This window comes from Gaetbulibacter aestuarii (genome assembly GCF_039537665.1).
In the GTDB taxonomy this organism is placed as follows: Bacteria; Bacteroidota; Bacteroidia; order Flavobacteriales; family Flavobacteriaceae; genus Gaetbulibacter_A; species Gaetbulibacter_A aestuarii.
Genome location: NZ_BAABAY010000002.1, coordinates 484,364 through 508,861, shown reverse-complemented (window position 1 = coordinate 508,861; position 24,498 = coordinate 484,364). Strand labels below are relative to the sequence as shown.

The 24,498-nt window shown below is 38.6% G+C and carries 19 protein-coding genes; 7 read left to right on the top strand and 12 right to left on the bottom strand.

Features of this window, described 5'->3' with window-relative positions; genetic code table 11:
- Positions 1-35: 35 nt before the first annotated feature.
- Complete coding sequence (locus tag ABD682_RS11065; RefSeq protein WP_344741421.1) at positions 36-3,692, bottom strand: ABC transporter permease/M1 family aminopeptidase; 3,657 nt, start codon at positions 3,690-3,692, stop codon at positions 36-38.
- 29 nt (positions 3,693-3,721) lie between these two features.
- Positions 3,722-4,609, bottom strand: coding sequence for an ABC transporter ATP-binding protein (locus tag ABD682_RS11060; protein ID WP_344741420.1), 888 nt, complete (start codon positions 4,607-4,609; stop codon positions 3,722-3,724).
- 166 nt (positions 4,610-4,775) lie between these two features.
- Between ABD682_RS11060 and ABD682_RS11055 the strand changes: the two genes are divergently transcribed.
- Together ABD682_RS11055 and ABD682_RS11050 are read left to right on the top strand one after the other, a co-directional pair.
- Positions 4,776-5,864 (top strand): M42 family metallopeptidase, encoded by a 1,089-nt coding sequence (locus tag ABD682_RS11055; protein ID WP_344741419.1) that lies wholly within the window; start codon positions 4,776-4,778, stop codon positions 5,862-5,864.
- A 38-nt stretch (positions 5,865-5,902) separates the two neighbouring features.
- Positions 5,903-6,454, top strand: a complete 552-nt coding sequence (locus tag ABD682_RS11050; protein WP_344741417.1) for an NUDIX hydrolase — start codon at positions 5,903-5,905, stop codon at positions 6,452-6,454.
- Between the two features lie 65 nt (positions 6,455-6,519).
- On the opposite strand, the gene ABD682_RS11045 is transcribed toward ABD682_RS11050, so the two are convergent.
- Together ABD682_RS11045 and ABD682_RS11040 are read right to left on the bottom strand one after the other, a co-directional pair.
- The gene (locus ABD682_RS11045; protein WP_344741416.1) at positions 6,520-7,098 is read right to left on the bottom strand and encodes a YceI family protein; all 579 of its coding nucleotides are present in this window, start codon (positions 7,096-7,098) and stop codon (positions 6,520-6,522) included.
- Between the two features lie 112 nt (positions 7,099-7,210).
- A complete protein-coding gene (locus tag ABD682_RS11040; RefSeq protein WP_344741415.1) occupies positions 7,211-7,795 on the bottom strand; it encodes a Crp/Fnr family transcriptional regulator in 585 nt (194 codons plus the stop codon).
- A 101-nt stretch (positions 7,796-7,896) separates the two neighbouring features.
- On the opposite strand from ABD682_RS11040, the gene ABD682_RS11035 reads away from it, so the two are divergent.
- Positions 7,897-9,120, top strand: a complete 1,224-nt coding sequence (locus tag ABD682_RS11035) for a multidrug effflux MFS transporter (RefSeq protein WP_344741413.1) — start codon at positions 7,897-7,899, stop codon at positions 9,118-9,120.
- Here the strand turns inward: ABD682_RS11035 and ABD682_RS11030 are convergent.
- Positions 9,115-9,633 (bottom strand): DinB family protein, encoded by a 519-nt coding sequence (locus ABD682_RS11030; protein WP_344741410.1) that lies wholly within the window; start codon positions 9,631-9,633, stop codon positions 9,115-9,117. The genes ABD682_RS11035 and ABD682_RS11030 overlap by 6 nt on opposite strands.
- A 162-nt stretch (positions 9,634-9,795) precedes the next feature.
- Here ABD682_RS11030 and ABD682_RS11025 point away from each other — a divergent pair, with 162 nt between their 5' ends.
- On the top strand, positions 9,796-11,712 hold the full coding sequence (locus ABD682_RS11025) for a DUF294 nucleotidyltransferase-like domain-containing protein (RefSeq protein ID WP_344741409.1): 1,917 nt from the start codon (positions 9,796-9,798) through the stop codon (positions 11,710-11,712).
- Positions 11,713-12,375 carry a 3'-5' exonuclease gene (locus ABD682_RS11020; RefSeq protein ID WP_344741408.1) on the top strand — a complete coding sequence of 221 codons (663 nt, stop codon included), beginning with the start codon at positions 11,713-11,715 and terminating at the stop codon, positions 12,373-12,375. It begins immediately after the preceding gene.
- 9 nt (positions 12,376-12,384) lie between these two features.
- Here the strand turns inward: ABD682_RS11020 and acs are convergent, their stop codons facing one another.
- The 4 genes from acs to ABD682_RS11000 all read right to left on the bottom strand — a co-directional run bounded on the left by acs (position 12,385) and on the right by ABD682_RS11000 (position 17,736).
- Positions 12,385-14,292, bottom strand: coding sequence for an acetate--CoA ligase (acs, locus tag ABD682_RS11015; RefSeq protein WP_344741407.1), 1,908 nt, complete (start codon positions 14,290-14,292; stop codon positions 12,385-12,387).
- An 89-nt stretch (positions 14,293-14,381) separates the two neighbouring features.
- Positions 14,382-16,082: a sodium:solute symporter family protein gene (locus ABD682_RS11010; protein WP_344741627.1), complete on the bottom strand. Its 1,701-nt coding sequence runs from the start codon at positions 16,080-16,082 to the stop codon at positions 14,382-14,384.
- A gap of 19 nt (positions 16,083-16,101) precedes the next feature.
- Positions 16,102-16,356 carry a DUF4212 domain-containing protein gene (locus ABD682_RS11005; RefSeq protein WP_344741406.1) on the bottom strand — a complete coding sequence of 85 codons (255 nt, stop codon included), beginning with the start codon at positions 16,354-16,356 and terminating at the stop codon, positions 16,102-16,104.
- 3 nt (positions 16,357-16,359) lie between these two features.
- A complete protein-coding gene (locus tag ABD682_RS11000; protein ID WP_344741405.1) occupies positions 16,360-17,736 on the bottom strand; it encodes an alanine/glycine:cation symporter family protein in 1,377 nt (458 codons plus the stop codon).
- 100 nt (positions 17,737-17,836) lie between these two features.
- Between ABD682_RS11000 and ABD682_RS10995 the strand changes: the two genes are divergently transcribed.
- Positions 17,837-18,925, top strand: coding sequence for a heparan-alpha-glucosaminide N-acetyltransferase domain-containing protein (locus tag ABD682_RS10995; protein ID WP_344741404.1), 1,089 nt, complete (start codon positions 17,837-17,839; stop codon positions 18,923-18,925).
- 16 nt (positions 18,926-18,941) lie between these two features.
- Here the strand turns inward: ABD682_RS10995 and ABD682_RS10990 are convergent, their stop codons facing one another.
- From ABD682_RS10990 to ABD682_RS10980, 3 genes are all read right to left on the bottom strand, one after another.
- Entirely contained in the window at positions 18,942-21,305 is a 2,364-nt protein-coding gene (locus ABD682_RS10990; protein WP_344741403.1) for a S9 family peptidase, read from the bottom strand.
- A gap of 73 nt (positions 21,306-21,378) precedes the next feature.
- Entirely contained in the window at positions 21,379-22,329 is a 951-nt protein-coding gene (locus ABD682_RS10985) for a phosphoribosylaminoimidazolesuccinocarboxamide synthase (RefSeq protein ID WP_344741400.1), read from the bottom strand.
- A gap of 132 nt (positions 22,330-22,461) precedes the next feature.
- Complete coding sequence (locus tag ABD682_RS10980) at positions 22,462-23,415, bottom strand: PhoH family protein (RefSeq protein ID WP_344741398.1); 954 nt, start codon at positions 23,413-23,415, stop codon at positions 22,462-22,464.
- 245 nt (positions 23,416-23,660) lie between these two features.
- On the opposite strand from ABD682_RS10980, the gene ABD682_RS10975 reads away from it, so the two are divergent.
- Complete coding sequence (locus ABD682_RS10975; RefSeq protein ID WP_344741397.1) at positions 23,661-24,497, top strand: SAM hydrolase/SAM-dependent halogenase family protein; 837 nt, start codon at positions 23,661-23,663, stop codon at positions 24,495-24,497.
- Position 24,498 lies beyond the last annotated feature (1 nt).

The following is a 24,498-nucleotide window of genomic DNA, read 5'->3' as shown; positions in this document are numbered from 1 at the left end:
AAAGCTTACAGGTTTGGTATGATTGGTTAGCAGAATTATATTTGGCGCCTGTTGTCTAACGAGTTTGTATCGATCAGTTTGTTATAAGGATCTACCCCTACTTCTGTAGGTTCCTTATCAACAATGATACTCACTTTATTATCAATAGCCGTGATCTTGTGCTTTTTAAAATAAAGAACTTCTTCATTATCACCTGCCGGTTTATCCTTATCAGTAGCAAAAATACCTATATCAACATAATCTGCCAGAGGTAGAGAATAAATAGCTTTAGACATTTCTTCGGTTTTAAAACTCAAAGAATCCGTCTTATTATCTGAATAGAACTTTTTACCTTTTTCATCATTTCGATATTTACTCACTTCAAATTCAATATCTACTTTATATTTTCCGTTATCCAGTTTCGTAGAAGTTACATTCTTGATCCGGTTTTCATATAAAGTAATGGTTTCGAACATATCATGTAAAGTATATTGGAGTGAATCCGGTGTTACTTCGCGGATGTAATTCATCATATCAACCGTTGTGGTATATGGTGGATATTGAAATTTAACTTTCTCCACATAATCGTGTAATGCATGATTCAACTTATCCTCGCCAATATAATCGGCGAGTGCATAGAATACCAGTGAACCTTTCTGGTAGCGAATATAACCCTGACCATCGTTATACATCAATGGTTTTTCGCGCTTACGTTCTAAGGTTCTTCGGGTTAAATATTCATCTAATGCACGTTTCAGAAATTTACGCATTTTGTTTGTGCCATGCTGATGTTTCAATACTTCCAGTGAAACGTATTCAGACATACTTTCAGAGAGCATGGTGGCACCTTGAACATCAGCACCAATAACCTGGTGTGCCCACCACTGATGCGCTACTTCATGAACCGTTACAGCGAAAGGATAATCTACCCCGCCTTCTTCGGAATCATCTACGGCAGCAATAAAGCCAATACCCTCAGAATACGGAATGGTATTTGGGAACGATTGGGCAAAGGTTCCTGAAGTTCTCGGGAACTCAATGATACGCGCCTGACGGTGTTGGTACGGACTGAAATTTTTGGAATTGTAATCTAAAGAAGCCTTCATGCCCGCAAACATCCTTTCCAGGTTGTATTCATGTCCTTTGTGATAATAGATTTCCAGATCCACATCGTGCCACTTATCCTTCTTCACTTCATACCGCGCTGAATTAAATGCGAAGAAATTCATGATCTTACTATCCATTTTGTAATGGAAATAGCGACGACCGTTTTCTGTCCATTCTTTTTGCAAATATCCCGGAGCTATGGCAATTTGATCCGGAGAGGTGCTTACTGTAGCTTCAAAATCGATCCAATCGGAATCTTTACTAATGTAGGTATTACCCAAGGCTGTAGAATCAGTAGGCTCCGGTTTCAGATCATTTGGTGGTAAACCATATTTTTCCCTTGTTTTGTTATCCGTTAATTCATTAATAGAAGAATAACCCAGCGAAGGAAATAGCACAAAATTATTGATAAAGGTGCCATTTTCTAATACCGGTGAATTTTTACGCAACCAGGAATTGGGTTTATTTTGAACCGTTACGTGGAGTTTTAAACTATCGCCCGGTTGCAACGGTGATTTCAATTGATAAATATTGAAATTGTAAACAGTATCTTCTGAAACAAGGTTTACAGGTTTATCAAACCTGAATGTACTTGGATAATCATTATGATTCAAAAGAATACTATCAATAACCTCACCCGATTTGTTGACCATAAGGTAGTCGCAACTTGCTTTAAAATCCAGGGTTTTCGGAAAAATGTTCATATCAGCTTTTACCGCTACAATACGCGGTTGTGCTTTATCCTGATACTTTTTATAGGTCTTTTCCCAGGTTACCTGGCGTTGTTCTCGTTCTTTCGCAGAAACTCGTTCATTCAAGATATTATTTTCATAATAAATACGACCTCCAAGACCAATGAATGCTGCAAATAAAACCACAAAACTAACCACGTAAATACCTTTAAAACGAGATTTAGCGATTGATAAACGTTCTTTGAAAGAATGCGGAATCCCTCGCACCCAAAACATGGCAGATAAAATGAATAGCATTAAGCCTGCAAGGATCCAATAGAGCTTATAGGTAAAATACGGTATGAGGCTCGATCCATACCCATCCATATCAGAATATTGAAAGCCCGGACCATCATTGTATTTAAAAATAGCCTGCTCTATTCCGGCAAAACGCAATAGTGGAATTCCGATAGAAAGTACCAACAATACAAATAAACCGATATAGGGATTACGAAATAAGGTTTGAATGAATAAAGCCAAAAATGCCCAAATCACATAATTAATAAGTCTTAAGCCAATAAGTTCCTCAAGGTAATGTCCGATCTCAAAATGATAAAAACCTTTATAGATCTGGAAAAGAATTCCTGAAAGCATGATAACCCCTAACAATACGACCTGCATCTTGATAAGCGCTATAAACTTGGAAGTAAATAAACTCCAGTTCGGTATTGGTGTTACATCCATCAACTCATTCATTTTAGCAATTTTGCTCCGATGTACCAGCATGCCGGCATACAAAAATGTACAGATGTTTATTGCTACAGTGAAGGAACCACCACTGTTAAGCATTTTCCAGGTTACGGGCAAGGTCTCCGTTCCAAAAAGGTTTCCAACTTCCGATAAGGCAATCAAAACAATGATTAAGCCAACCAGAACAATACTTAAAAACGGCCAGTTCTTTAAAATATATTTGAAATCGATGTTCGATAATCTCCAGGTTGTTTTCAAATTATGCCAAAAGGAATAATCTACAGTTACTTTTGGTAATTTAATACGAACGATACCTCCAAAATTCTTTTTAACTGAGCGCGTTTCTTTGTGTTTTTTGAAACTGAATGTTAAGGTATTCTGACTAAAGGAGAAAAATTTATAAACCAAACCAAACACTATAGTAGCCACAGAAAGCCAAATGAGTCGGTTATAAATTATAACAGATTTGATGGGCAACTGAAGTTCATTTTGCTCAGCTAAGGTCCAATATCGCGTGTAATAATTTAGTGCTGCACCTCCATAAGGGTCCAATAAAGCTGCGATCAAACGATTTTCGGGATCGGAGAGTAAACTTTCCATAAGCCCCTGAATGAATAGGAGAAGAATAATCGTGATAAACCCTGCCGCAATGTTTCTTGTGAAGGTTACCACACCAAAAACAATGGCTCCAAATAATAAAATATTGGGCAAGATAAAGACCAAATATGTTGTTAGATACGCCTGTAAACTAAACGCCGTTACGATATCTGAATTTGTTCCCGGTAAACGGAATCCAATAAAAAGAGCAAATCCAATAGCAATTACAATACAAGTCACCACAATAACACCGCTGAAAAACTTGGCAAATAAGTAATTCGATTTTGAAAACGGGTAAGAGTACAAGATGGTGTGCATATCACTTCTGTAATCCCGGTATACGGAAAGACCGATAATAGAGGGAAACAAAAAGAAAATAAGTATGGCCATAGTAATGAACAGGTTGGCAATACCAAATGGCGAATTCACAATTGAGGTTGATCCTGTGGTAACGGTTACACCATCAAAAATACCGGCTGCACTAGCGGATAAGAACATGGAAATCAATACAAAAATTGCCGTGTAAATATAAAATGCAGGCTTTCTAAACCAGTATCGTAATTCGTGTTTTAAAATAGTTAAAAACATAATTATTTTGAATTTTAGGAGATCAAGGTTTAGGCTGTTACTTCGGTATCAGACTTTAATGCTATAAAATAAACATCATCTAATTGTGGTGCTACGGTTCTGAATTCGGGAGCCGGTTGTTCATCGGCATAAACGCGGATGTTCAGGGTATTATCCTGATTGTAATTAGAAGACAGAACATTAAAAGTCGCCTCCATAGATTCTAATTCGTCACGCTCAATAATGCGTGTCCAAATCTTGCCTTTTATAGCTTCTGTAGCCTCAGTTGGTGTGGTATGTTGCAATATGCGGCCACCGTTCAGAATGGCCATTTCATTACAAAGTTCTTTCACATCATCTACAATATGCGTTGAGAAAATAACAGAACAATTGGTACCTACTTCCCTCAGTACATTTAAAAAGCGATGGCGTTCAGCGGGATCCAATCCTGCCGTTGGTTCATCTACAATTATCAACTTTGGGTTATTCAAAAGAAGTTGCGCAATACCGAAGCGTTGTTTCATGCCACCGGAATAGCCTGCCACCTCCTTTTTACGTACTTCATAAAGGTTGGTAATCTCTAACACTTCCTTTACCAGAGTTTCACGATCAGTTTTAGATTTCACACCTTTCAGCGTAGCAAAATAATCCAGAAGCGCCTCGGCAGACATTTTTGGATATACTCCGAAAGATTGTGGTAAATAGCCCAAAACCTTTCTTAAGGCCATTTTATCTTTTAAAACATTGATTTCACCAAATTGAATAGATCCAGAATCAGGACTTTGCAGGGTTGCGATGGTCCGCATCAGCGTGGATTTTCCGGCACCATTCGGACCCAAAAGGCCGAACATACCGGTACCAATTTCTAAATTGAGATTGTCAATAGCTTTTACACCGTTTTTGTAGGTTTTCGTGAGGTTGGTAATGCTTAATTTCATATATGTTAGTTTTAGTGTACCAGGCTATAAGTATGTGGTAATGAAAAGATGTTACAAATTATTTTTATAAACTTTTAAAAACTGAATAAATCCTAGTACTTTTACAAAAGACAGTATAATATTCATTGATCGCTACGATCACAGACCTTAAATTAACATAAATCATATGGCAAAAAAAAGTGTTCTAAATGCGAAGTCGATGGACTTCCTTGAGAAATATTTGAATAATGCAGCGCCGACAGGATACGAGTGGACCGGCCAAAAATTGTGGATGGATTATCTAAAACCTTATGTTGATGAGTTTATTACCGATACCTACGGTACAGCAGTTGGTGTGATAAACCCTGATGCTAAATATAAAGTGGTTATTGAAGGGCATGCCGATGAAATTTCGTGGTACGTTAATTACATTACAGATAACGGCTTGATCTATGTTATCCGAAATGGAGGAAGCGACCATCAAATAGCGCCGAGTAAGATTGTTAATATCCATACCAAAAATGGTATTGTGAAAGGTGTTTTTGGCTGGCCTGCAATTCACACCAGAGATAAATCAAAAGAAGAAGCACCGAAACCCGATAACATCACTATCGACATCGGTGCAAAAGATAAGGCAGAAGTTGAAAAAATGGGCGTTCATGTGGGGTGTGTCATTACCTATCCGGATGAATTCCACATTCTTAATAAAGACAAATTTGTTTGTCGTGCCCTGGATAATCGTATGGGTGGTTTTATGATCGCCGAAGTAGCACGTTTATTAAAGGAAAATAACATTAAATTACCATTTGGTCTTTACGTGACGAATTCTGTACAGGAAGAAATTGGGTTGCGTGGTGCAGAGATGATCACCCAAACCATTAAACCAAATGTTGCCATTGTTACCGACGTAACTCACGATACTACTACCCCAATGATCGAGCAGAAAAAAGAAGGCCATCTTGAGCTTGGTCTGGGTCCTGTTGTTGCTTATGCTCCGGCTGTGCAGCAAAAACTGCGTGATCTTATCACGGATACTGCTGAAAGTAAAAAAATTCCGTTCCAGCGTTCAGCGCTCTCTAGAGCCACTGGAACAGATACGGATGCCTTTGCTTATAGCAATGGTGGTGTAGCTTCTGCTTTGATTTCTTTACCATTGCGTTATATGCACACCACTGTAGAAATGGTTCATAAAGACGATGTTGAAAATGTGATCAGATTGATCTATGAAACCCTACTACAGATCAAAGATGGTGAATCATTTAGCTACTTTAATTAAAACTTAATAGCCTCTTAACCGAGGCTTTTTTTATGCTTATGGAAGAATATTTAGATATTTTAACTGAAACCGGGATACCAACCGGAGCATCAGCTTTAAAATCAGAAGTACATCAAAAAGGATTTTATCATAATACGGTTCACATATGGTTTTATACCGATTCCAAGGCTATTTTATTGTCGCAGCGTTCGGCTAAAAAAACCATTTGCCCACTACTTTGGGACGTTTCCGTTGCCGGACATATCGATGCCGGTGAATCGATTACCTCCGCAGCTTTAAGAGAAACGGAAGAAGAAATTGGTTTGCATATCTCTAAAGAGGATTTGCATAAAATCGGTATCTTTCCCTGTTTCCAAAGTTATGATTCAGGCCTCAAGGATAATGAATTTCACCACAGCTTTTTATGCAAATTAAAAGTTGATATAGACCAACTGCAACGCCAGGAAGAAGAGGTGGAAGCATTAAAATTGGTGAGTTTAGAGGAATTTCAAGGGTTCATTGATGCTATTGATACGCCTAATGATCATTTGGTTCCTTCAAATAAAGCCTATTACCAAATGGTATTAGATGCCATTAAAAACATACATTAAAAAAAGTCCCGCTAAATAGCGGGACTTTTTTCTTTTTCTAGCAATTTTTTATGGTACAGAATGTCTTAGAATTGTAAATCTGCAACTAAATCAAATTCATCGTAGATTACTTTATCTTTCAATCCATCAAAAAAGCTTGATGAACCGTAGCGTACGTTGTATTCTGAACGATCGATCTTTAAAGTAGCATTAGCCTTACTTCCGTAGATCGCCATGGTAAAGTTTACCGGTTTTGTAATGCCTTTAATGGTAAGATCACCAGTTACATCATAAGCATTTTTACCTGAAGGTGTTACCTCAGTGAACACTAAAGATGCAGTTGGGTGACTTTCAACGCCAAAGAAATCATCAGATTTTAAATGTCCTTCTAATTTTGATTTGTAATCACCTTCAAGATCCGTGTTGGCAATAGTCGTCATATCAATTACGAATTCTCCTCCTACTAACTTATCATTATCAAAAGTTAGCGTTCCTTCTTCAATAGCAATCGTTCCTTCGTGAGAACCAGTTACTTTATACCCTTTCCAAATCACTTGGCTAGCTTCAACTTTTACAGATTTTTTTTCAATATTACTGGTTGTGAAAGCTGTTCCGATAACACTAATAAGTGCAAGAATAGCAATGTTTTTAAAAGTCTTTTTCATTTTATAATATGTGTTTTTTTGGTTAACAAATTTTTGATGCACAAAGATCGAAAACCTCGTTGAATTAAAAAATGAAGTAGATTATCAAAAAATATTAAACTAGTTTAACATTTTATTCTTCGAAAAGAAGTTGCGCCTTAATTTTACTCAGGAACTCTTTGGTAATTCCCAGATAAGATGCTACCAGATATTGTGGAATACGTTGTTCAATTTCCGGGTATTGTTCCTTAAAATAGAGATAATGTTCTTTGGCTGAAAGGCTAAAATTTCGAATTAAGCGTTTTTGAGTAGCTACCAATCCGCGTTCCAAAACCTGGCGGAAAAAACGTTCCAGTTTCGGTATCTTTTCATAAAGATATTCGGTAGCTTCATAAGAAAACATAATGAGTTCAGTAGGCTCAATACATTGAATATTAAAATCCGCAGGACTCTGGCTCATGAAACTCCCTATATCCGAGAGCCACCAATCTTCAACAGAAAAAAGGACGATATGCTCCTGCCCTTCCTCATCGCTGTAATAAGTTTTGGTGCAACCTGAAATTACAAAGGATTGGTATTTACAAACATCGCCTTGCTGTAAAACAAATTGCCCCTTTAAGTATTTTCTGAAAATGACTTTTTCTTCAATAATAGCGGCTTCTTCCGGAGTTAATTCCACATAGCGATTGATATAGTCTAAAAGCGGCTGAATTTTCATTTGAATAGTTTTCTTTTCAGTATCAAATTTAACAATATTAAAATTGTATTAATAAATGCAAAATACATATTTCAGAGAATTTATTCTCTTACTTTTGCCAAATGAAAAAGAAAGTTAGAAATTTTAATTTCGAATTTATCGCCATGATGGCCTCCTTAATGTCATTAGTGGCGCTCTCTATAGATGCTTTACTACCCGCGTTGGCAACTATTGGGTCTGACCTTCAAACACATTCAAGCAATGAGAATCAATTGCTTATCACCATGATCTTTTTAGGAATTGGTTGTGGTCAACTTGTTTTCGGACCCCTATCCGATAGCTTCGGAAGAAAACCTATAGTTTACGTTGGATTTAGCATTTTTATCATCGCCAGTTTAATTTGTGTATTTACCAAAAATTTCGAGGTAATGATCGTTGGCCGTATATTACAAGGAATAGGTTTAGCCTCACCAAGAACACTGAGTTTATCTATGATCCGAGATCAATTTCACGGCGATTATATGGCCAAGATCGTTTCTATCGTTGTGATGTTCTTCATACTGGTACCTGTGGTTGCCCCAACTTTAGGTCAGTTTTTATTAAACTTTTTCAACTGGGAATCCATTTTTTATTTCAATTTAATAATTGGTGTGTTCGTCATCATCTGGTTCGCCATTCGCCAACCTGAAACTCTGGAAAAAGAAAAACGTATTAAGTTCAGTTCGCATCTTTTTATTGATGGCGTGAAAGAGTTTTTTAAATATAAAGAAGCCGTGGCATTTACTTTGGTTTCCGGATTTATTACAGGATCTTTTATGGTGTATTTGAGTACTTCGCAACAGATCTTCCAGGTGCAATATAATATGGCTGATATGTTTCCTTATATATTCGCCAGTCTGGCAATAACGGTTGGTCTGGCTACTTTTTTAAACAGTCAGTTAGTTGAAAAATTTGGTGCTTTAAAAATAGCTTTTGTATCCTGTATAGGTTATGCAGTCGTGTCTATTCTCTATGTATTTTTGTTTGCTTCCGGAAAAAACCCTAGTGTCTATTTGCTCTTAACATTCTTTGCCATGCAGTTCTTTTTCGTAGGCTTTTTATTTGGTAACTTAAGAGCTTTGGCTATGGAGCCACTTGGTCATATTGCGGGTATTGGAGCGGCTATAAACGGTTTTATTTCAACGGTTATGGCAGTGCCTATTGCCAATTTTATTGGAAGTTTCGTAAAAACCTCTGTGTTGCCTCTTTTTATCGGTTTTTCAATTTTTGGAATTTTATCCTTTTTAGTTTTTATTATCCTAAGGAAGATTCCTCAGATCGAAATCCCGCTTACTGACGATCTATAAATAGCGTTCTTTCAGTATTTCTCGATGCCATATCTCATGTCCTAAAACAATACAGGCCGCAGCTCTGGCAGACATTTGATTGCCTGATGCATTACCAATGAATTTAAGATCATTGTCGTGTAGACTTTTTAAAAATTCGATCGAATGATTCCTAACGGCCTTGTATTCGTCGATCAGGTTTTCCATGTCCTTTTGATGCGCTCTGGAAGGTGCTATAAAATCGTCCTGCTCAAATCCAGCCAAAGGTGTTTTATCATGTCTTGAAATTCGTAAACAACGATACATAAAGATTCGTTCCGTATCAATAATATGTTGGATGACTTCCTTAACACTCCATTTATCGGATTCATACCGATAATTATGCTTTTTATCAGGGATATTTTTGAAGAACCTTACCATCGCCTTTTCGCCATCCATATAGCCCTGGATCAGTGTCAAATCTTGTGGTACTTTTTGAATGTAGCGTTTATAGAAAGGATTATATTCTGTTTCGCTTAAACTGTTAATTTTCATTTTTTTATTATTTATTATTAAGATTTAAGTGAGTGTAAAACCTGGAATAACATTCTTAATAAGATCACTATGGTAAAAATAAAATTATTAACGGCGAATTAGTACTTTTACTGATACAAATTTTAATTAGAATCAAACCTTAAAACAAAAACAGCCTATTTCATGAAAAACTCTATAGCTGAACGTGTCGGGGATTTTTTGGAAAAATATCCACCATTCGATCTTATTAAACCTAAAAAGCTATTGAGTATTGCTGAAAATGTTTCTATCATTTATTTGGAAAAAGGCGATACCCTTTTTAAAGCAGGTGATAGTTCTCAGGACCACTTTTATATGGTGCGCGATGGCGCCATTAGCCTAATTCATACTGCTAATAACACTCAGGAATTAGTTTCTATAAGTGATGTGGGTGATATTTTTGGTGTGCGCCCCCTGATTACCAAAGAAAATTATAAGCTTACTGCGAGTGCCCATGAGGAGTCTATTGTTTATGCCATTCCCATCCAGGATTTTCAGGAGGCTGCAGAAAACAATTCTAAAGTTTATAAATACCTCATTACGGCCTTTGCCACGAACGCATATGATTCATACTCTGCCGAGGAAAACAAGGAAATATTTGTGGATTATTTGCCAAATAATTCACAAGACCTTGCCACATTTCAAACTGCTAATTACACCAAAAACCCCATTACATGTAGTGTTGCATCAACCCTACAAGAGGCAGCCTTAAAAATGAGTAAGAACAAAATTGGCTGTATCATCGTTGTTGATAATGAAAAAAAACCTTTAGGTATTATAACCAATAGTGATATAAAAAATAAAATTGCTACCGGGCTTTACACCATTACGACTTCGGTTTCTAACGTGATGAGTTCTCCGGTAATAACGAGTAAAAAAGGTTTAACAGTTGCTGACGGACAGCTTCAAATGATCAAAAATAATATTGGTCATTTGTGCATTACCAAAGATGGTACCGTAAACACCCGGTTGGTTGGGGTACTTACCCACCACGATGTACTCGTTTCGCTTGGTAATATTCCTTCAGTAATTCTAAAAGAGATCAAAAGAGCCAATCGAACAAAAAAACTTCGCTCTGCACGACTTAAAACCAATACCCTTTTAAAAAATTATTTGGAGCAAAATATACCACTGTCGCATATCATTAAAATAATTTCACAGATTAACGATGCGGTGACAAAACGTGTCGTTGAATTATCGCTTCAAAAAATGAATTCTAAACCTCCGGTGAAATTTGCATGGATGGCACTGGGTAGTCAAGGTCGAGGGGAACAATTACTTTTTACAGATCAGGATAATGCTTTAGTTTTTGAAGATGTGCCCGAAGCTAAATACGAAAAGACAAAAGAATATTTTTTGGAACTCGCCAATCATATTACCAAAGCATTGAATAAAATAGGTTTTGAATATTGTGATGCTGATATGATGGGAAGTAATCCTGAATGGTGCCTCTCACTAACGGAATGGAAACAACAGTTTCGAAATTGGATCCTACAGCCAAACGAGAAAGCAATTTTGCTCTCTTCCATTTTTTTTGATTACAACTGTGTTTATGGAGAAAGATCTTTAGTGGATGAATTATCGGATGCTATTTTTGATGCCTTAGAAAACACATCGGCTTTCTTTAAATTTATGGGAAGCAATGCAGTTAAAAGTCCGTCGCCATTGAGTTTCTTCAGACAATTTGTTGTTGAAGATCATGATGAACAAAAGGACCTGTTCAATATTAAGAATCGTGCTATGATGCCTTTGATTGACGCCGGACGCTTATTAATTTTGAGTAAACATGTGAAGCATCTTAATAACACCGGAGATCGTTTTGAGAAATTAGCCGCCATGGAACCGGAAAATAAAGAGTTGTTTGAATCCTGTTCCTATGCATTCAAAGCCCTGTTGAAGTTTAAAACCAAGCAAGGTTTACTTCACGGAAACTCCGGAAAATATATTTCTTTAGAGAGTTTAACCAAGGAAGAAAAACTTAAATTAAAACGCTGTTTTAAACCCATACACGATGTTCAGGAAACCTTAAAAATCCGTTTCGATCTTAAAAACTTTATTTAAATGGCGTTTCATTGGTTCAGAAAAGAAAAAAAGGAATATCCTGAATTTTTTCAGTCTTATTTAGATCTCTTTGAAAATAAATCAAATCCCGAGATCGACGCTACCCGATTTGTTGCATTTGATACAGAAACTACAGGATTAAATACGAAAGAAGACCGTGTGCTTTCTATTGGTGCTGTGGCTTTTACCGGAAAGATCATAGCGGTAAAAAATAGTTTAGAATTATATGTACATCAGGAGATTTTTAAACCTGAAACTGTTAAGATCCACGAATTACTACGCACCGGAAAGGAAAAAATATCTGAATTGGAAGCCATTAAAGCCTTCCTAGCTTACATTAAAGACAGCGTTCTAATCGCGCATCATGCCAATTTTGATAAGAACATGATAAACGAAATGCTCAAACGAAACGGCCTGGGAAAACTAAAAAACACATTTATCGATACCGGTGTGTTATACAGAAAATCTAAACACATCATTTATCGCGAGAATTTACCGCATTATTCTCTAGACGATCTTTGCAAAGAACTCAAAGTGCCTAAAGTGGACCGACATACCGCAAGTGGTGACGCCTTGATAACTGCCGTGATTTTCTTAAAAATCCTGGCGCGACTGGATAAACAAAAGCACCTGAACTGGGATTATCTGCTCAGTGGATTTTAATCCGGATCTTTACAAAGCATTATCAATAATGTCCTGAACAACTTCCGGATTCAATAAAGTGCTGGTATCGCCAAGGTTACTTGTGTCTTTACTCGCTATTTTTCTTAGAATTCGGCGCATGATCTTACCGGAGCGTGTTTTCGGTAATCCTTGAGTAAATTGAATTTTATCCAGTTTGGCAATTGGTCCGATTTGTTCGGTGATCATTTGATTGATCTCTTTTCTCAAATTATCCTGATTACGTGTTTCACCGAAATTCTTTAAGATCACATAACCATACAAGGCATTTCCTTTTACATCATGGGGGAAACCAACAATGGCACTTTCCGCTACGGCTGGATGCTCGTTAACGGCATCTTCGATAGGCGCTGTTCCTAAATTATGACCGGAAACAATGATCACATCATCAACGCGACCTGTTATTCGGTAATAACCTACCTCATCGCGTAAGGCACCATCTCCGGTAAAGTACATATTTTCAAATGCTGAGAAATACGTGTCTTTATAACGTTGATGATTACCCCAAATGGTGCGCGCCATACTGGGCCATGGAAACTTAATGCATAAGCGACCATCGGCTTGATTGCCTTTAATTTCCTTTCCGTTCTCGTCCATCAAGGCAGGTTGAATACCCGGGAAAGGTAAGGTGGCATATGTTGGTTTGGTTGGGGTAACATATGGAATTGGTGTGATCATGATACCACCGGTTTCCGTTTGCCACCAGGTATCTACAATCGGACTATTTTTATGACCAATATTATCATTGTACCAATGCCAGGCTTCCTCATTTATTGGCTCGCCTACAGAGCCCAGAACCTTCAATGACGACAAATCATGGTTTTCAATCAGTTCGGTGCCTTGTTTAGCCAAAGCTCGAATAGCGGTTGGCGCAGTATAAAACTGATTGATCTTGTGTTTTTCAACGATCTCCCAAAAACGTCCAAAATCCGGATAACTCGGCACGCCTTCAAACATTACAGTAGTGGCACCATTAGCTAAAGGTCCGTAAACGATGTAGCTGTGCCCGGTAATCCAACCGATATCTGCTGTGCACCAATACACATCTTCTTCACGATATTGAAACACATTTTTAAAAGTGTAAGCGGTGTAAACCATATATCCGGCAGTGGTGTGCACCATGCCTTTTGGTTTACCGGTTGAACCGGAAGTATATAGAATAAATAAAGGGTCTTCAGCATCCATAATCTCTGGCTCACAATCAGCAGACGCTTCATCGAGTAAAGGTTCTAACCATTGATCTCGACCTGATTTCATTTCGATATCAGAATGAATGCGTTTCGCAATTAGAACAGTTTCCACACCTTCACACTGCTCCAGAGCCTCATCAACGATACCTTTTAAATCGATCGTTTTGGCACCACGATACGAACCATCGCTGGTAATAACCATTTTACAATCACAATCATTGATTCGGGTTGCTAATGCTGTTGAAGAAAACCCTGCAAAAACCACCGAATGAATGGCCCCTATTCTGGCGCAAGCCAAAACAGAAACTGCGAGTTCGGGAATCATCGGCAAATAGATACAAACCCGATCGCCTTTTTTAACACCCTGAGCTTTTAAAACATTGGCAAATTTATTAACCCGTTCCGAAAGTTGAGCATAACTGATATGTTGCGCCTCTTCCTTTGGATCGTTAGGTTCGAATAAAATAGCGGTTTTGTCACCACGTATCCTCAAATGCCTGTCGATACAATTTTCGGTAATATTCAATTTGGCGCCTTCAAACCATTTTACTTCGGGTTTAGTGAAATCCCAATCTAACACGCGATCCCACTTTTTATGCCACATAAAATGTTCTTCAGCAACTTCCTCCCAAAAACCTTCGGGATTCCGTATTGATTTTCGATAGACCTGAAAATATTCTTCTAAATTTTTAATGTGATAATTACTCATGAATTATGAAGTTTAGTGGTATAAAATTAAGTCATGCCAACCGTTTTTGAAAATGTTTATTCTAAAGGAATCGCAAAATACTTTTTAAATTAATGATCGGTGGCTTCTCCTGCTCCGCTTGGAATACGAATATTTTCTACTAATTCCTGAACGTCCTGAGGTGGTTTTGCCGTGAATCGCATCACGGTAACCGATACCACAAAATTCAATAGCATGGCTATACTTCCAAAGCCTTCCGGAGAAATTCCAAACCACCATGCACTTTGATCCGGTAATGTTTCGTCGAACCAACCCAATTTAAATTTGATCATATAAAGGAGCATCGCAGTAATTCCAACAATCATACCTGCAACGGCACCTTCTTTGTTCATTCTCTTATAAAAAATACCTAAAATTATCGCCGGAAAAAACGAGGCTGCCGCCAGGCCAAACGCTAATGCCACAACTGCAGCAACAAATCCCGGTGGGTTTATTCCAAAATATCCGGCCACACAAACTGCTCCAACTGCCGACAATCTAGCGGCAATTAATTCGCCTTGTTCCGAAATATCCGGGTTGATTATTTTTTTAACAAGATCGTGAGACACTGAAGAAGAAATAACCAACAAGAGACCGGCAGCAGTAGACAAGGCAGCAGCCAAACCACCGGCAGCTACCAATGCAATTACCCAGTTTGGTAACCTGGCAATTTCAGGATTGGCTAAAACCATAATATCGCGATCTACTATTAATTCATTTTTTTCCGGATTGGCTACATAGGTAATTTTGCCATCTTTATTCTTATCATCAAAGCTTATTAAACCGGTAGATTCCCATTTTTTGAACCACACCGGAACATCAGCATAAGCCTTTTCAGAAACAGTTTCGATCATATTCGTTCTTGCAAAAACAGAAACCGCTGGCGCGGTAGTATATAAGATCACGATCAATAAAAGTGCTAAACCGGCCGACTTTCGAGCATCCTTTACACGTTTTACTGTGAAAAAACGTACGATCACATGAGGTAAACCTGCAGTGCCGACCATAAGCGCGAGGGTAATGGCAAAAACATCAATCGTAGCCTTACTCCCGTTTGTGTAAGCATTAAAGCCAAGCTCAGTGCTCAGTCCATCTAATTTATCCAGGAGGTAAGTTCCCGAACCATCGGCTAGAGTGCTTCCAAAACCAAATTGCGGAATGGGGTTTCCGGTCATTTGAATGGATATAAATATTGCGGGCACCATAAAGGCGAAAATAAGCACACAATACTGAGCTACCTGGGTATACGTGATCCCTTTCATACCGCCCAACACGGCATAAAACAAAACAATGATCATTCCGATGATCACGCCGGTATTAATATTTACCTCTAAAAACCTTGAAAAAACGATGCCCACTCCTCGCATTTGACCTGCAACATAAGTGAAGGAAACCAGCAAAGCACAAAATACAGCGACCAACCTGGCTGTTTTAGAATAATAACGATCACCAATAAAATCAGGGACCGTAAATTTTCCAAACTTTCTTAAATAAGGAGCCAAGAGCAATGCCAATAAAACATAACCTCCCGTCCAGCCCATTAAATAAACAGCTCCGTCATAACCGGCAAATGAAATAATTCCGGCCATAGAGATAAAGGATGCAGCACTCATCCAATCGGCTGCCGTTGCCATACCATTTGCTAATGGCGAAACGCCTCCACCCGCTACATAAAATTCTTTCGTTGATGCTGCCCTTGACCAAATTGCAATCCCTATGTATAAAGCAAACGTTAGACCAACAAGAATATAGGTCCAATTCTGGACATCCAAAGCTTCTAGAAAAATCATATTACTCATCATAGCCGTAGGTTTTATCCAGTTTATTCATCAATCGAACATAAACGAAAATGAGGATCACAAAAACATACATTGAGCCTTGTTGAGCAAACCAAAAGCCTAGTTTGAAACCGCCTATTTTAATACTATCAAGTTCTTCTTTAAAGATAATTCCGGCACCATAGGATACCGAAAACCAAATCACAAGAAGAATGAGAACGTAACGGATATTCGCCTTCCAATACGCTTTAGGATCTTTTTTAGTCATGCTTTAATTCTTTAGTTGGTTGGTTTTAAGTTTTTGTTGATAGCTTTTAACTTCCTTTATAACACGCGGTGCCATTAAAATAGTTGCTGTCATGGTAGGAAATGCCATTAAGGCGAAAAAACCATCGACCAAATTGATCATCATACTCAACGAGGCGGTGGCTCCCAGAATGATACTCATAAGATAGAAATAATTGTAATAATGTTTGTACCCATCACCGACCAAAAAGGACATACATTTAGTTCCATAATAAGCATAAGAAAGTAAGGAGCTTACACTGAAAGTAATGATACAAATGAGCAACAGATATTTACCATAACCAGGCATAGTATTTGAAAAAGCCGATGCCGTTAAACTCACACCATTGGCATCCGAGCTTTGCCAAACCCCTGTGACTAGAATCGCTAAAGCCGTAAGCGTACAGATCACTAAAGTATCAATGGCTGGTCCTAACATGGCCACGAGCCCTTCGCGAACAGGTTCATCTGTTTTGGCCGCGCCGTGTGCCATAGGTGCTGTTCCAATACCGGCCTCATTGGAAAAGGCTCCGCGGCGAATTCCCAGTAAAATGAGTCCACCGGTAAGTCCGCCTAAAAAGGTTTCTCCTTTATAAAGTGAAGCAGAAAAGGCTTCCGTTAAAATTAATTTTAAATATCCGGGAACTTCTGAAAAATTACTTATGAGTATGATTCCTATTAAAATAAAGTAGAGCACCACCATAGTAGGGACTAATCTTGAAGCTGTTTTACTTATACGGTCAAGTCCGCCTAAAATAACCACAGCAGTGATGGAAACTAAAATGAGTCCGATAATGAAATTTGATTTAAAAGTAACCGTGTACCCTTGTGGAATAAGCACTATATCGTTTATAGCTTGTGTTAATTGATTCACATTAAAAACAGGTAATGCTCCAACCATACCACAAAAGCTAAAGAACAAGGCGACAGGTTTCCAGGATTTACCCAAACCTTCGACTATAAAATACATAGGACCACCTTGTAACTGACCCGCACTATCTTTTCCGCGATAAAGGATCGCTAAAGTTGACGTAAAAAACTTGGTAGACATCCCAATAACGGCACTCACCCACATCCAAAAAACCGCTCCGGGACCACCGATGGTTATAGCTACGGCCACGCCTGCAATATTTCCCATACCAATAGTTGATGATAAAGCCGTAGATAAGGCCTGAAAATGACTTATTTGTCCGGGATCATTTGGATCGTCATAACGTCCGCGCAACACCTGAATAGCATGACCTAAAAAACGAAAAGGTAAAAAACGCGATAATATTAATAAATATAAACCTCCACCAATAAGTAAAATGAGTAAGGGTAAACCCCAGGTCAGGTTAGCAAAAGCCTTTAAGAAATCGTCCATACGGAATTCCGTTGATTGGTTGTGCCACTAAATATATAACTTTAGAATTTAAGGTTTTCATTAATTAAAAGTATATTTAGACCCTGAAACTGATTAAGCCTTGCAAGCCAAACGCCTATATTTTATTGATGCGGTAAGAGCATTTGCCATTTTAATGATGCTCCAGGGTCACTTTATAGATACCCTTCTAAACCCTATTTATCGGGACGAAAGTAATACCATTTATAACGTATGGAAATATTTTAGAGGTATCACAGCACCCGTTTTCTTCACTATATCCGGATTAGTTTTTGCCTATTTATTGCTAAAAGCTTATGCTAAAGGCGATGATAAACAACGTATTAAGAAAGGAATACTAAGAGGGCTTTTGTTACTGGGCATTGGCTACAGTTTACGCATAAATATCCTAAGTTGGCTTACCGGTTATTTCAATTCTTATGTTCTAGTAATCGATGTATTGCAGTGTATTGGATTGGCTTTGATCCTTATGGTGCTCCTGCATTTACTTTTTAGAAAGCACAGCTATATTTATTCGATAGTTTTGTTCTCCATAGGCTGTATCATCTTTGTTTCCGAACCTTTATACCGCAATTTAACGCTGGATCATGTTCCCGCTGTTTTTGCTAATTATATGACCAAAAGTAACGGCTCCGTATTTACCATTTTACCTTGGTTTGGTTATTCAGCATTCGGAGCTTTTTTATCTACGGTATTTTTCAGACATGTGCATAGAGACCGATTCAAGGTGTTTTCTATTGTATGTTTTTTTATTGTAGGATTGCTTTTTATGTTCTGCTCCACCTCTTTTCTTTTTTGGCTAAGTGAGGTTACCGGTGTTGAACTGTTTCATCGTAGTGCCGATTTTAATTATTTGTTTATCCGCCTGGGTAATGTGCTCATTTTATTCGCTTTGTTCTATACGTTTGAGCAGTTTTTAAAACAATCCATCATTGCGAGAATTGGCGAGAAAACCTTGTCCATTTATGTGATCCATTTCATATTACTTTATGGAAGTTATACCGGATACGGATTAAAACGATACTTCACAGAAGCTTTAGATCCTTATGAAGCGGTTATAGGAGCCATACTATTCATGATTATAGTTTGTATAATCTCGTTCCATTACGCAAAAACCAACCATTTTGTTTACGCGCTTATTCAAAAGGTCAGTGGGTGGTTTAAAAAATAGATGTGCTTAATTTTGATTACTTCTCTAACAAGGTATTATTGAACAAATCAAAAATCCTCCTATATTCATCGGTCCAGCTGGAAGATTCCACAAAACCGTGACTCTCTAAAGGAAATACCGCCAGGTCCCAGTTCTTTTTTCCAAGCTCGATCAAACGCTGTGATAAGCGCACCACATCCTGAAAATGAACGTTGGTATCAATAACGCCGTGAAGCATCAATAATTGACCTTCAAGTCCGTCAGCAAAATAAATGGGTGAACTTTGTTTGTAAGCCTGCGGATCTTCAACGGGCGTATTCAAAATATTAGAAGTATAGCCGTGGTTATAATGCGCCCAATCTGTTACCGAACGTAATGCCGCGCCACTTTTAAAGACCTCCGGTGCTTTGAATAAACACATCAGGGTCATGAACCCGCCGTAAGAACCCCCGTAAATACCTATGCGATCCTGATCGATGCCTTGTTCATTTACCAAATATTTGGCACCGTCAACCTGATCTTCGAAATCGCGACCACCCATGTGACGGTAAATTGCTGTACGCCAATCGCGCCCGTAGCCTTTACTTGCTCTATAATCAATCGCTAAAACGGTATACCCATTATCGGCCAACATATTATTGAACATATATTCTCTAAAGTAGGACGACCACCAGTGATGTACATTTTGTAAATAACCCGCACCGTGTACAAAAATAATCGCAGCGCCATTCTTTTTATCAGGCGATGGTTCATATAAAGTAGCCGGAACCATGACACCGTCAGAGGCTTTAAACTTCACGATCTTGTTTTCACGCCAGGGATACGATTTGAATTGTGTTGTTGTGGAATGTGTTATTTGTTCCATTTTTGCTCCCGGCTTATTTGGCATGAGGTATAATTCCCAGGGTTTATTGATGTAGGAATAGCGAAGCGCCAGCATTTTTTCATCCGGTGAAACGGAAACCTCAAAACCACCTTTAACATTAGTGATTTTTGTCATTTTCCCACCATTTACAGGTAAATAATAAAATTGATGCTCAAACGGACCTGGTTTATTACTGGTGATAAAAAAGGTCTTTTTATCTTTTGAAAGTTGAACATCCAAAATTTCAAAATCGCCCTCGGTTAAAGCTTTTATCTTACCGGAATTAACATCGGCGGTATACAAATGAGAAAAACCTGTTTTTTCCGATTGAAAATAAATATGGTCATTATCGATCCACCCTAGGGTTTGATTGATTTCATAACCACTAATTCCGGGTCCGCCAATCCAGGCCTCGTCGTGCTGATGATCAATGTCTTTTAAATCACCATTATTTAAATCCAAAAGTGCAATCCAACGGTCTTTGTGATCCTGAGATCTTATGGAAAACACCGCCTTATTATCATCAGAAAAAATCGGACTTCCAATGATCACAGGTTTAGGATCGTCATAACTTTCATTATAAGTTGAAGTATCTTCAGCATAGTCCTTCAAAAACTCCGGTTTTTTGTAAATCCCTTTTAAATGATCTGTTTTGATCCGGTAAATAGTATCCCTTTTCGTATCGTAGATCCAGGATTCGTATTGATTTTGCGGCCCGCCAACCTTAGGTCTGGCGATTTTATCTTTTGTATATCCTGATTGGGTGACATAATCCGGAACGTCGGTATTTTTGTCCTTGGCATCTTTATACAACCGATAGATCACGTAGTTGAGATCAGGTGAAGCCACGACATAGGAAAGTCTTTTTCCATTTAAATAAATGGGTTTAGGACGCTTAGGTTCGATCAAAGCATTCCGGTATTCGCGCGCATCTTGCTCACCTTTACGTTTTCTTAGAATATCGAATTCCTCAAGCTGATCGTTCTCCAGCCATTTTTCCTGAGCGGTTTCTTTGTCTTCTTTCTTATTTCCGGTGCGAAAATCGGTAAGTTGTTTGGTGCTTCCATCAGCCATCGACCAGGTATAAAGATTATTATCCATTCTGTAGATCACCGCCTGATCATTACCCGAAAAAACCGGATTTGATTCCCGATTCAGGGTGTTTGTGATCTGTTTTATTTTGAAGGTTTTGGTATCTTCAAGAAAAATATCACCATTGGAAGCATAGACCTTTTTAGTGTCATCCCCATTGTAGTCACCTCGATTGGTTTGATTTTTAAGCGCTTCAACTGATAATTTACTTATATCTTTTGAATGGACATTAACTTTATACGTGGAACGCAATGTATCGGCATCGGGATTCCAACTGAAATAGACCTCCTTACTGTCGTCCGACCATGTGATGTTTTCAGGTAAATAACCTACAAAATCTTCGCCTTGCATGATCTGATCGATCTGAAGTGGCGATGTGTTCTGCGCATTAGAAAATGATGTTCCTACTATGAAAAACAGAAAAATAAAATAGACACGTTTCATAACAATTAATTGAATTACTTAGGGATAACAAACAAGAACGCCATGAATTTTTCATGGCGTTCAGTATCATTTTTTATGATTTTAGATAAGCCAAAACATTGGCTTCGATACGTTTTTCGATATTATTTACGTCGGCTTTTTCGAAGGCTTCTCCGGTAATATTCTCATACAATTCGATGTACCGATCACTTACCGTTTGGATGTATTCATCACTCATTTCCGGAACGGTTTGACCTTCCAGACCTTGAAAATTATTAGCAATGAGCCATTGGCGCACAAATTCTTTTGATAATTGCTTTTGGGGTTCGCCTTTTTCCTGACGCTCCTCGTAACCTTCGGCATAAAAATAACGTGAGGAATCCGGCGTATGGATCTCATCGATCAACACGATCTTACCTTCTTTGGTCTTCCCGAATTCGTATTTGGTATCTACCAAAATCAAGCCTCGCGATGCTGCGATCTCACTACCACGACGGAATAATTTTCGGGTGTAATCTTCTAAAACAACATAATCTTCTTCAGTAACGATACCGCGTTTAATGATATCTTCTGCGGAAATATCTTCGTCATGATCGCCTTTCTCGGCTTTGGTAGCCGGAGTGATGATAGGTTCCGGGAAAGCATCGTTCTCTTTCATCCCTTCAGGCATGGGAACCCCACAGATCATGCGTTTGCCGGCTTTATATTCGCGAGCGGCATGACCGGATAAATAACCACGAATCACCATTTCTACTTTGAAAGGTTCGCAAAGTTCGCCTACGGCCACGTTAGGATCCGGTGTGGCAGTTAGCCAATTGGGAACAAGATCTTCCGTAGCTGCCATCATTTTTGTGGCGATCTGGTTTAAAATTTGTCCTTTGTATGGAATCCCTTTTGGCATCACCACATCGAAGGCCGATAGCCTGTCGGTTGCGATCATTACCAATTGTTCATCATTGATATTATAGACTTCGCGCACTTTGCCTTTGTAAACACTTTTTTGTCCCGGAAAATGAAAATCGGTGCTTATGATGGTCTGACTCATGACTGCAATTCTGTTTTATTTTGTGTTGTTATGTTCTTTCGTTTTTCTGCTGCCCTAGCCCGGATTGAGGCTTTGTTGGAGCGCCTTGCAAAGCGCGACTGCCGAAAGCCGGAAACAGCTCCTGAAAAAAAATTATTCTCTGTTCTCTATGTTCTTGTACGCGGCGATGACCTTTTTTACAAGATGGTGACGTATGACGTCTTTGTCGTCTAGGAAAATGATGCCCACGCCCTCGATATTTTTTAATATGAGTAAGGCTTCTTTGAGGCCTGAAATGGTGCGTCGTGGCAAGTCAATTTGACCCGGATCGCCGGTTAACAAAAATTTGGCGTTCTTGCCCATTCGGGTTAAGAACATTTTCATCTGGGCGTGGGTGGTATTTTGACCTTCGTCGAGAATCACAAAAGCATTATCCAGCGTTCGGCCACGCATGAATGCTAATGGCGCGATTTGGATGGTACCATTCTCGATGTAATGGGCTAATTTCTCTGCGGGGATCATGTCGCGCAACGCATCGTAAAGCGGTTGCATGTATGGGTCGAGCTTTTCCTTAAGATCGCCCGGAAGGAACCCGAGGTTTTCTCCGGCTTCCACCGCAGGTCTGGTTAATATGATTCGTTTTACTTCCTTGTTTTTCAGCGCCTGAACAGCTAATGCCACACCCGTGTAGGTTTTCCCGGTTCCTGCAGGACCAATGGCAAAAACCATATCGTTCTTGCGCATCAGTTCTACGAGTTTGCGTTGGTTAACGGTTTGCGCTTTTATAAGCTTACCGCCAACGCCATGCACAAGAACTTCACCACTTTGCTTGGAGGTGTTATAGTCGTCGCTACTTTGGCTGGTGAGCACGCGCTCGATGGTATTTTCGTCGATCTTATTGTAGCGCCCGAAATGCTTGAAGAGCATATTCATACGGCGATCGAATTCTTCGAGAAGTTCTTCATCGCCAAAGGCTTTCAGCTTGTTACCGCGTGCTACGATCTTGAGTTTTGGGAAATATTTTTTTAACAGTTCAATGTTTACATTTTGAGCACCAAAAAATTCTTTCGGTGAGATCTCTTCCAGTTCGATTATAATTTCGTTCAAAAGCCTGTGTTTAATTTAAATTAAGCTGCTATCAGTTGGTTGATAGGCGAATGCATATTTGGTTTAAGGTTATTACTGAAGGTGAATTTTAGGCTCGCCACCTGAATTACCAACCCGTTACATTTTTGGTTAAATTATAAAAACAAAAACGAAAATTTGCGTAGGTTTGTGTAACAAAATACACCCACTCAAAAATACATAAATTTGAGTGACTTAACGCTAAAAACATATCAACAATTTTGCCGATGGCAATTATCACCCTAACAACCGACTTCGGAGAAAAAGATCACTTTGCTGGCGCTACCAAAGGGGCTATTTACAGTGAACTTCCTGATGTTAAAATTGTTGATATCTCGCATTCTATTTCGCCGTTTAATATTCCGGAAGCTTCGTATATCATCCAAAATGCCTACAATAGTTTCCCGAAAGGCACCATCCATATTATTGGGATCGATTCTGAAATTAATCCGGAAAATAAGCATATTGCCATGAAACTGGACGGGCATTTTTTTATTTGTGCCAATAACGGCATTATGAGTATGATCTGCTCAGAAATTGCTCCGGAACACATTGTTGAAATCAATATTCACGATAAGATCCAAACTAGTTTTCCTGTATTAGATGTATTTGTGAAAGTAGCCTGCCATATTGCTCGAGGCGGGACTTTGGATGTGGTTGGTAAGCGTATAGACGCCATAAAGCCCATTAAAAATATTGTGCCTTATGTGAATGATGACAAAACACAAATTATAGGAAGTGTGATCTACATTGATAATTACGGGAATGTAGTCACGAATATTAAGCGTCAGTTTTTTGAGCAAATCCAAAAAGGACGTTCTTTCGTGATCTCAGCACGACATTATAAATTTACTGAGATCTTTAAGAAATATAGCCAGATCGTTAACTTTGATATTCCTGCTGAAAAACGTCATGATGAAGGTCGGAAACTCGTGGTGTTCAATTCCGGAGATTTTTTAGAGATCGCGGTATTTAAAAGTGATCCTCAAACCGTTGGAAGTGCTTCAACACTTTTAGGCTTAGGTGTTAGGGATACGGTAACCATAAACTTTAATAAGGAGTAAT

Coding starts and splice junctions, on each gene's coding strand:
- ABD682_RS11045 (WP_344741416.1), bottom strand. CDS start 7,098: ATGAAAAAGACTTTTAAAAACATTGCTATTCTTGCACTTATTAGTGTT.
- ABD682_RS10985 (WP_344741400.1), bottom strand. CDS start 22,329: ATGAGTCAGACCATCATAAGCACCGATTTTCATTTTCCGGGACAAAAA.
- ABD682_RS11050 (WP_344741417.1), top strand. CDS start 5,903: ATGGAAGAATATTTAGATATTTTAACTGAAACCGGGATACCAACCGGA.
- ABD682_RS11035 (WP_344741413.1), top strand. CDS start 7,897: ATGAAAAAGAAAGTTAGAAATTTTAATTTCGAATTTATCGCCATGATG.
- acs (WP_344741407.1), bottom strand. CDS start 14,292: ATGAGTAATTATCACATTAAAAATTTAGAAGAATATTTTCAGGTCTAT.
- ABD682_RS10990 (WP_344741403.1), bottom strand. CDS start 21,305: ATGAAACGTGTCTATTTTATTTTTCTGTTTTTCATAGTAGGAACATCA.
- ABD682_RS11055 (WP_344741419.1), top strand. CDS start 4,776: ATGGCAAAAAAAAGTGTTCTAAATGCGAAGTCGATGGACTTCCTTGAG.
- ABD682_RS11060 (WP_344741420.1), bottom strand. CDS start 4,609: ATGAAATTAAGCATTACCAACCTCACGAAAACCTACAAAAACGGTGTA.
- ABD682_RS11020 (WP_344741408.1), top strand. CDS start 11,713: ATGGCGTTTCATTGGTTCAGAAAAGAAAAAAAGGAATATCCTGAATTT.
- ABD682_RS11030 (WP_344741410.1), bottom strand. CDS start 9,633: ATGAAAATTAACAGTTTAAGCGAAACAGAATATAATCCTTTCTATAAA.
- ABD682_RS11065 (WP_344741421.1), bottom strand. CDS start 3,692: ATGTTTTTAACTATTTTAAAACACGAATTACGATACTGGTTTAGAAAG.
- ABD682_RS11000 (WP_344741405.1), bottom strand. CDS start 17,736: ATGGACGATTTCTTAAAGGCTTTTGCTAACCTGACCTGGGGTTTACCC.
- ABD682_RS11025 (WP_344741409.1), top strand. CDS start 9,796: ATGAAAAACTCTATAGCTGAACGTGTCGGGGATTTTTTGGAAAAATAT.
- ABD682_RS11005 (WP_344741406.1), bottom strand. CDS start 16,356: ATGACTAAAAAAGATCCTAAAGCGTATTGGAAGGCGAATATCCGTTAC.
- ABD682_RS10975 (WP_344741397.1), top strand. CDS start 23,661: ATGGCAATTATCACCCTAACAACCGACTTCGGAGAAAAAGATCACTTT.
- ABD682_RS11040 (WP_344741415.1), bottom strand. CDS start 7,795: ATGAAAATTCAGCCGCTTTTAGACTATATCAATCGCTATGTGGAATTA.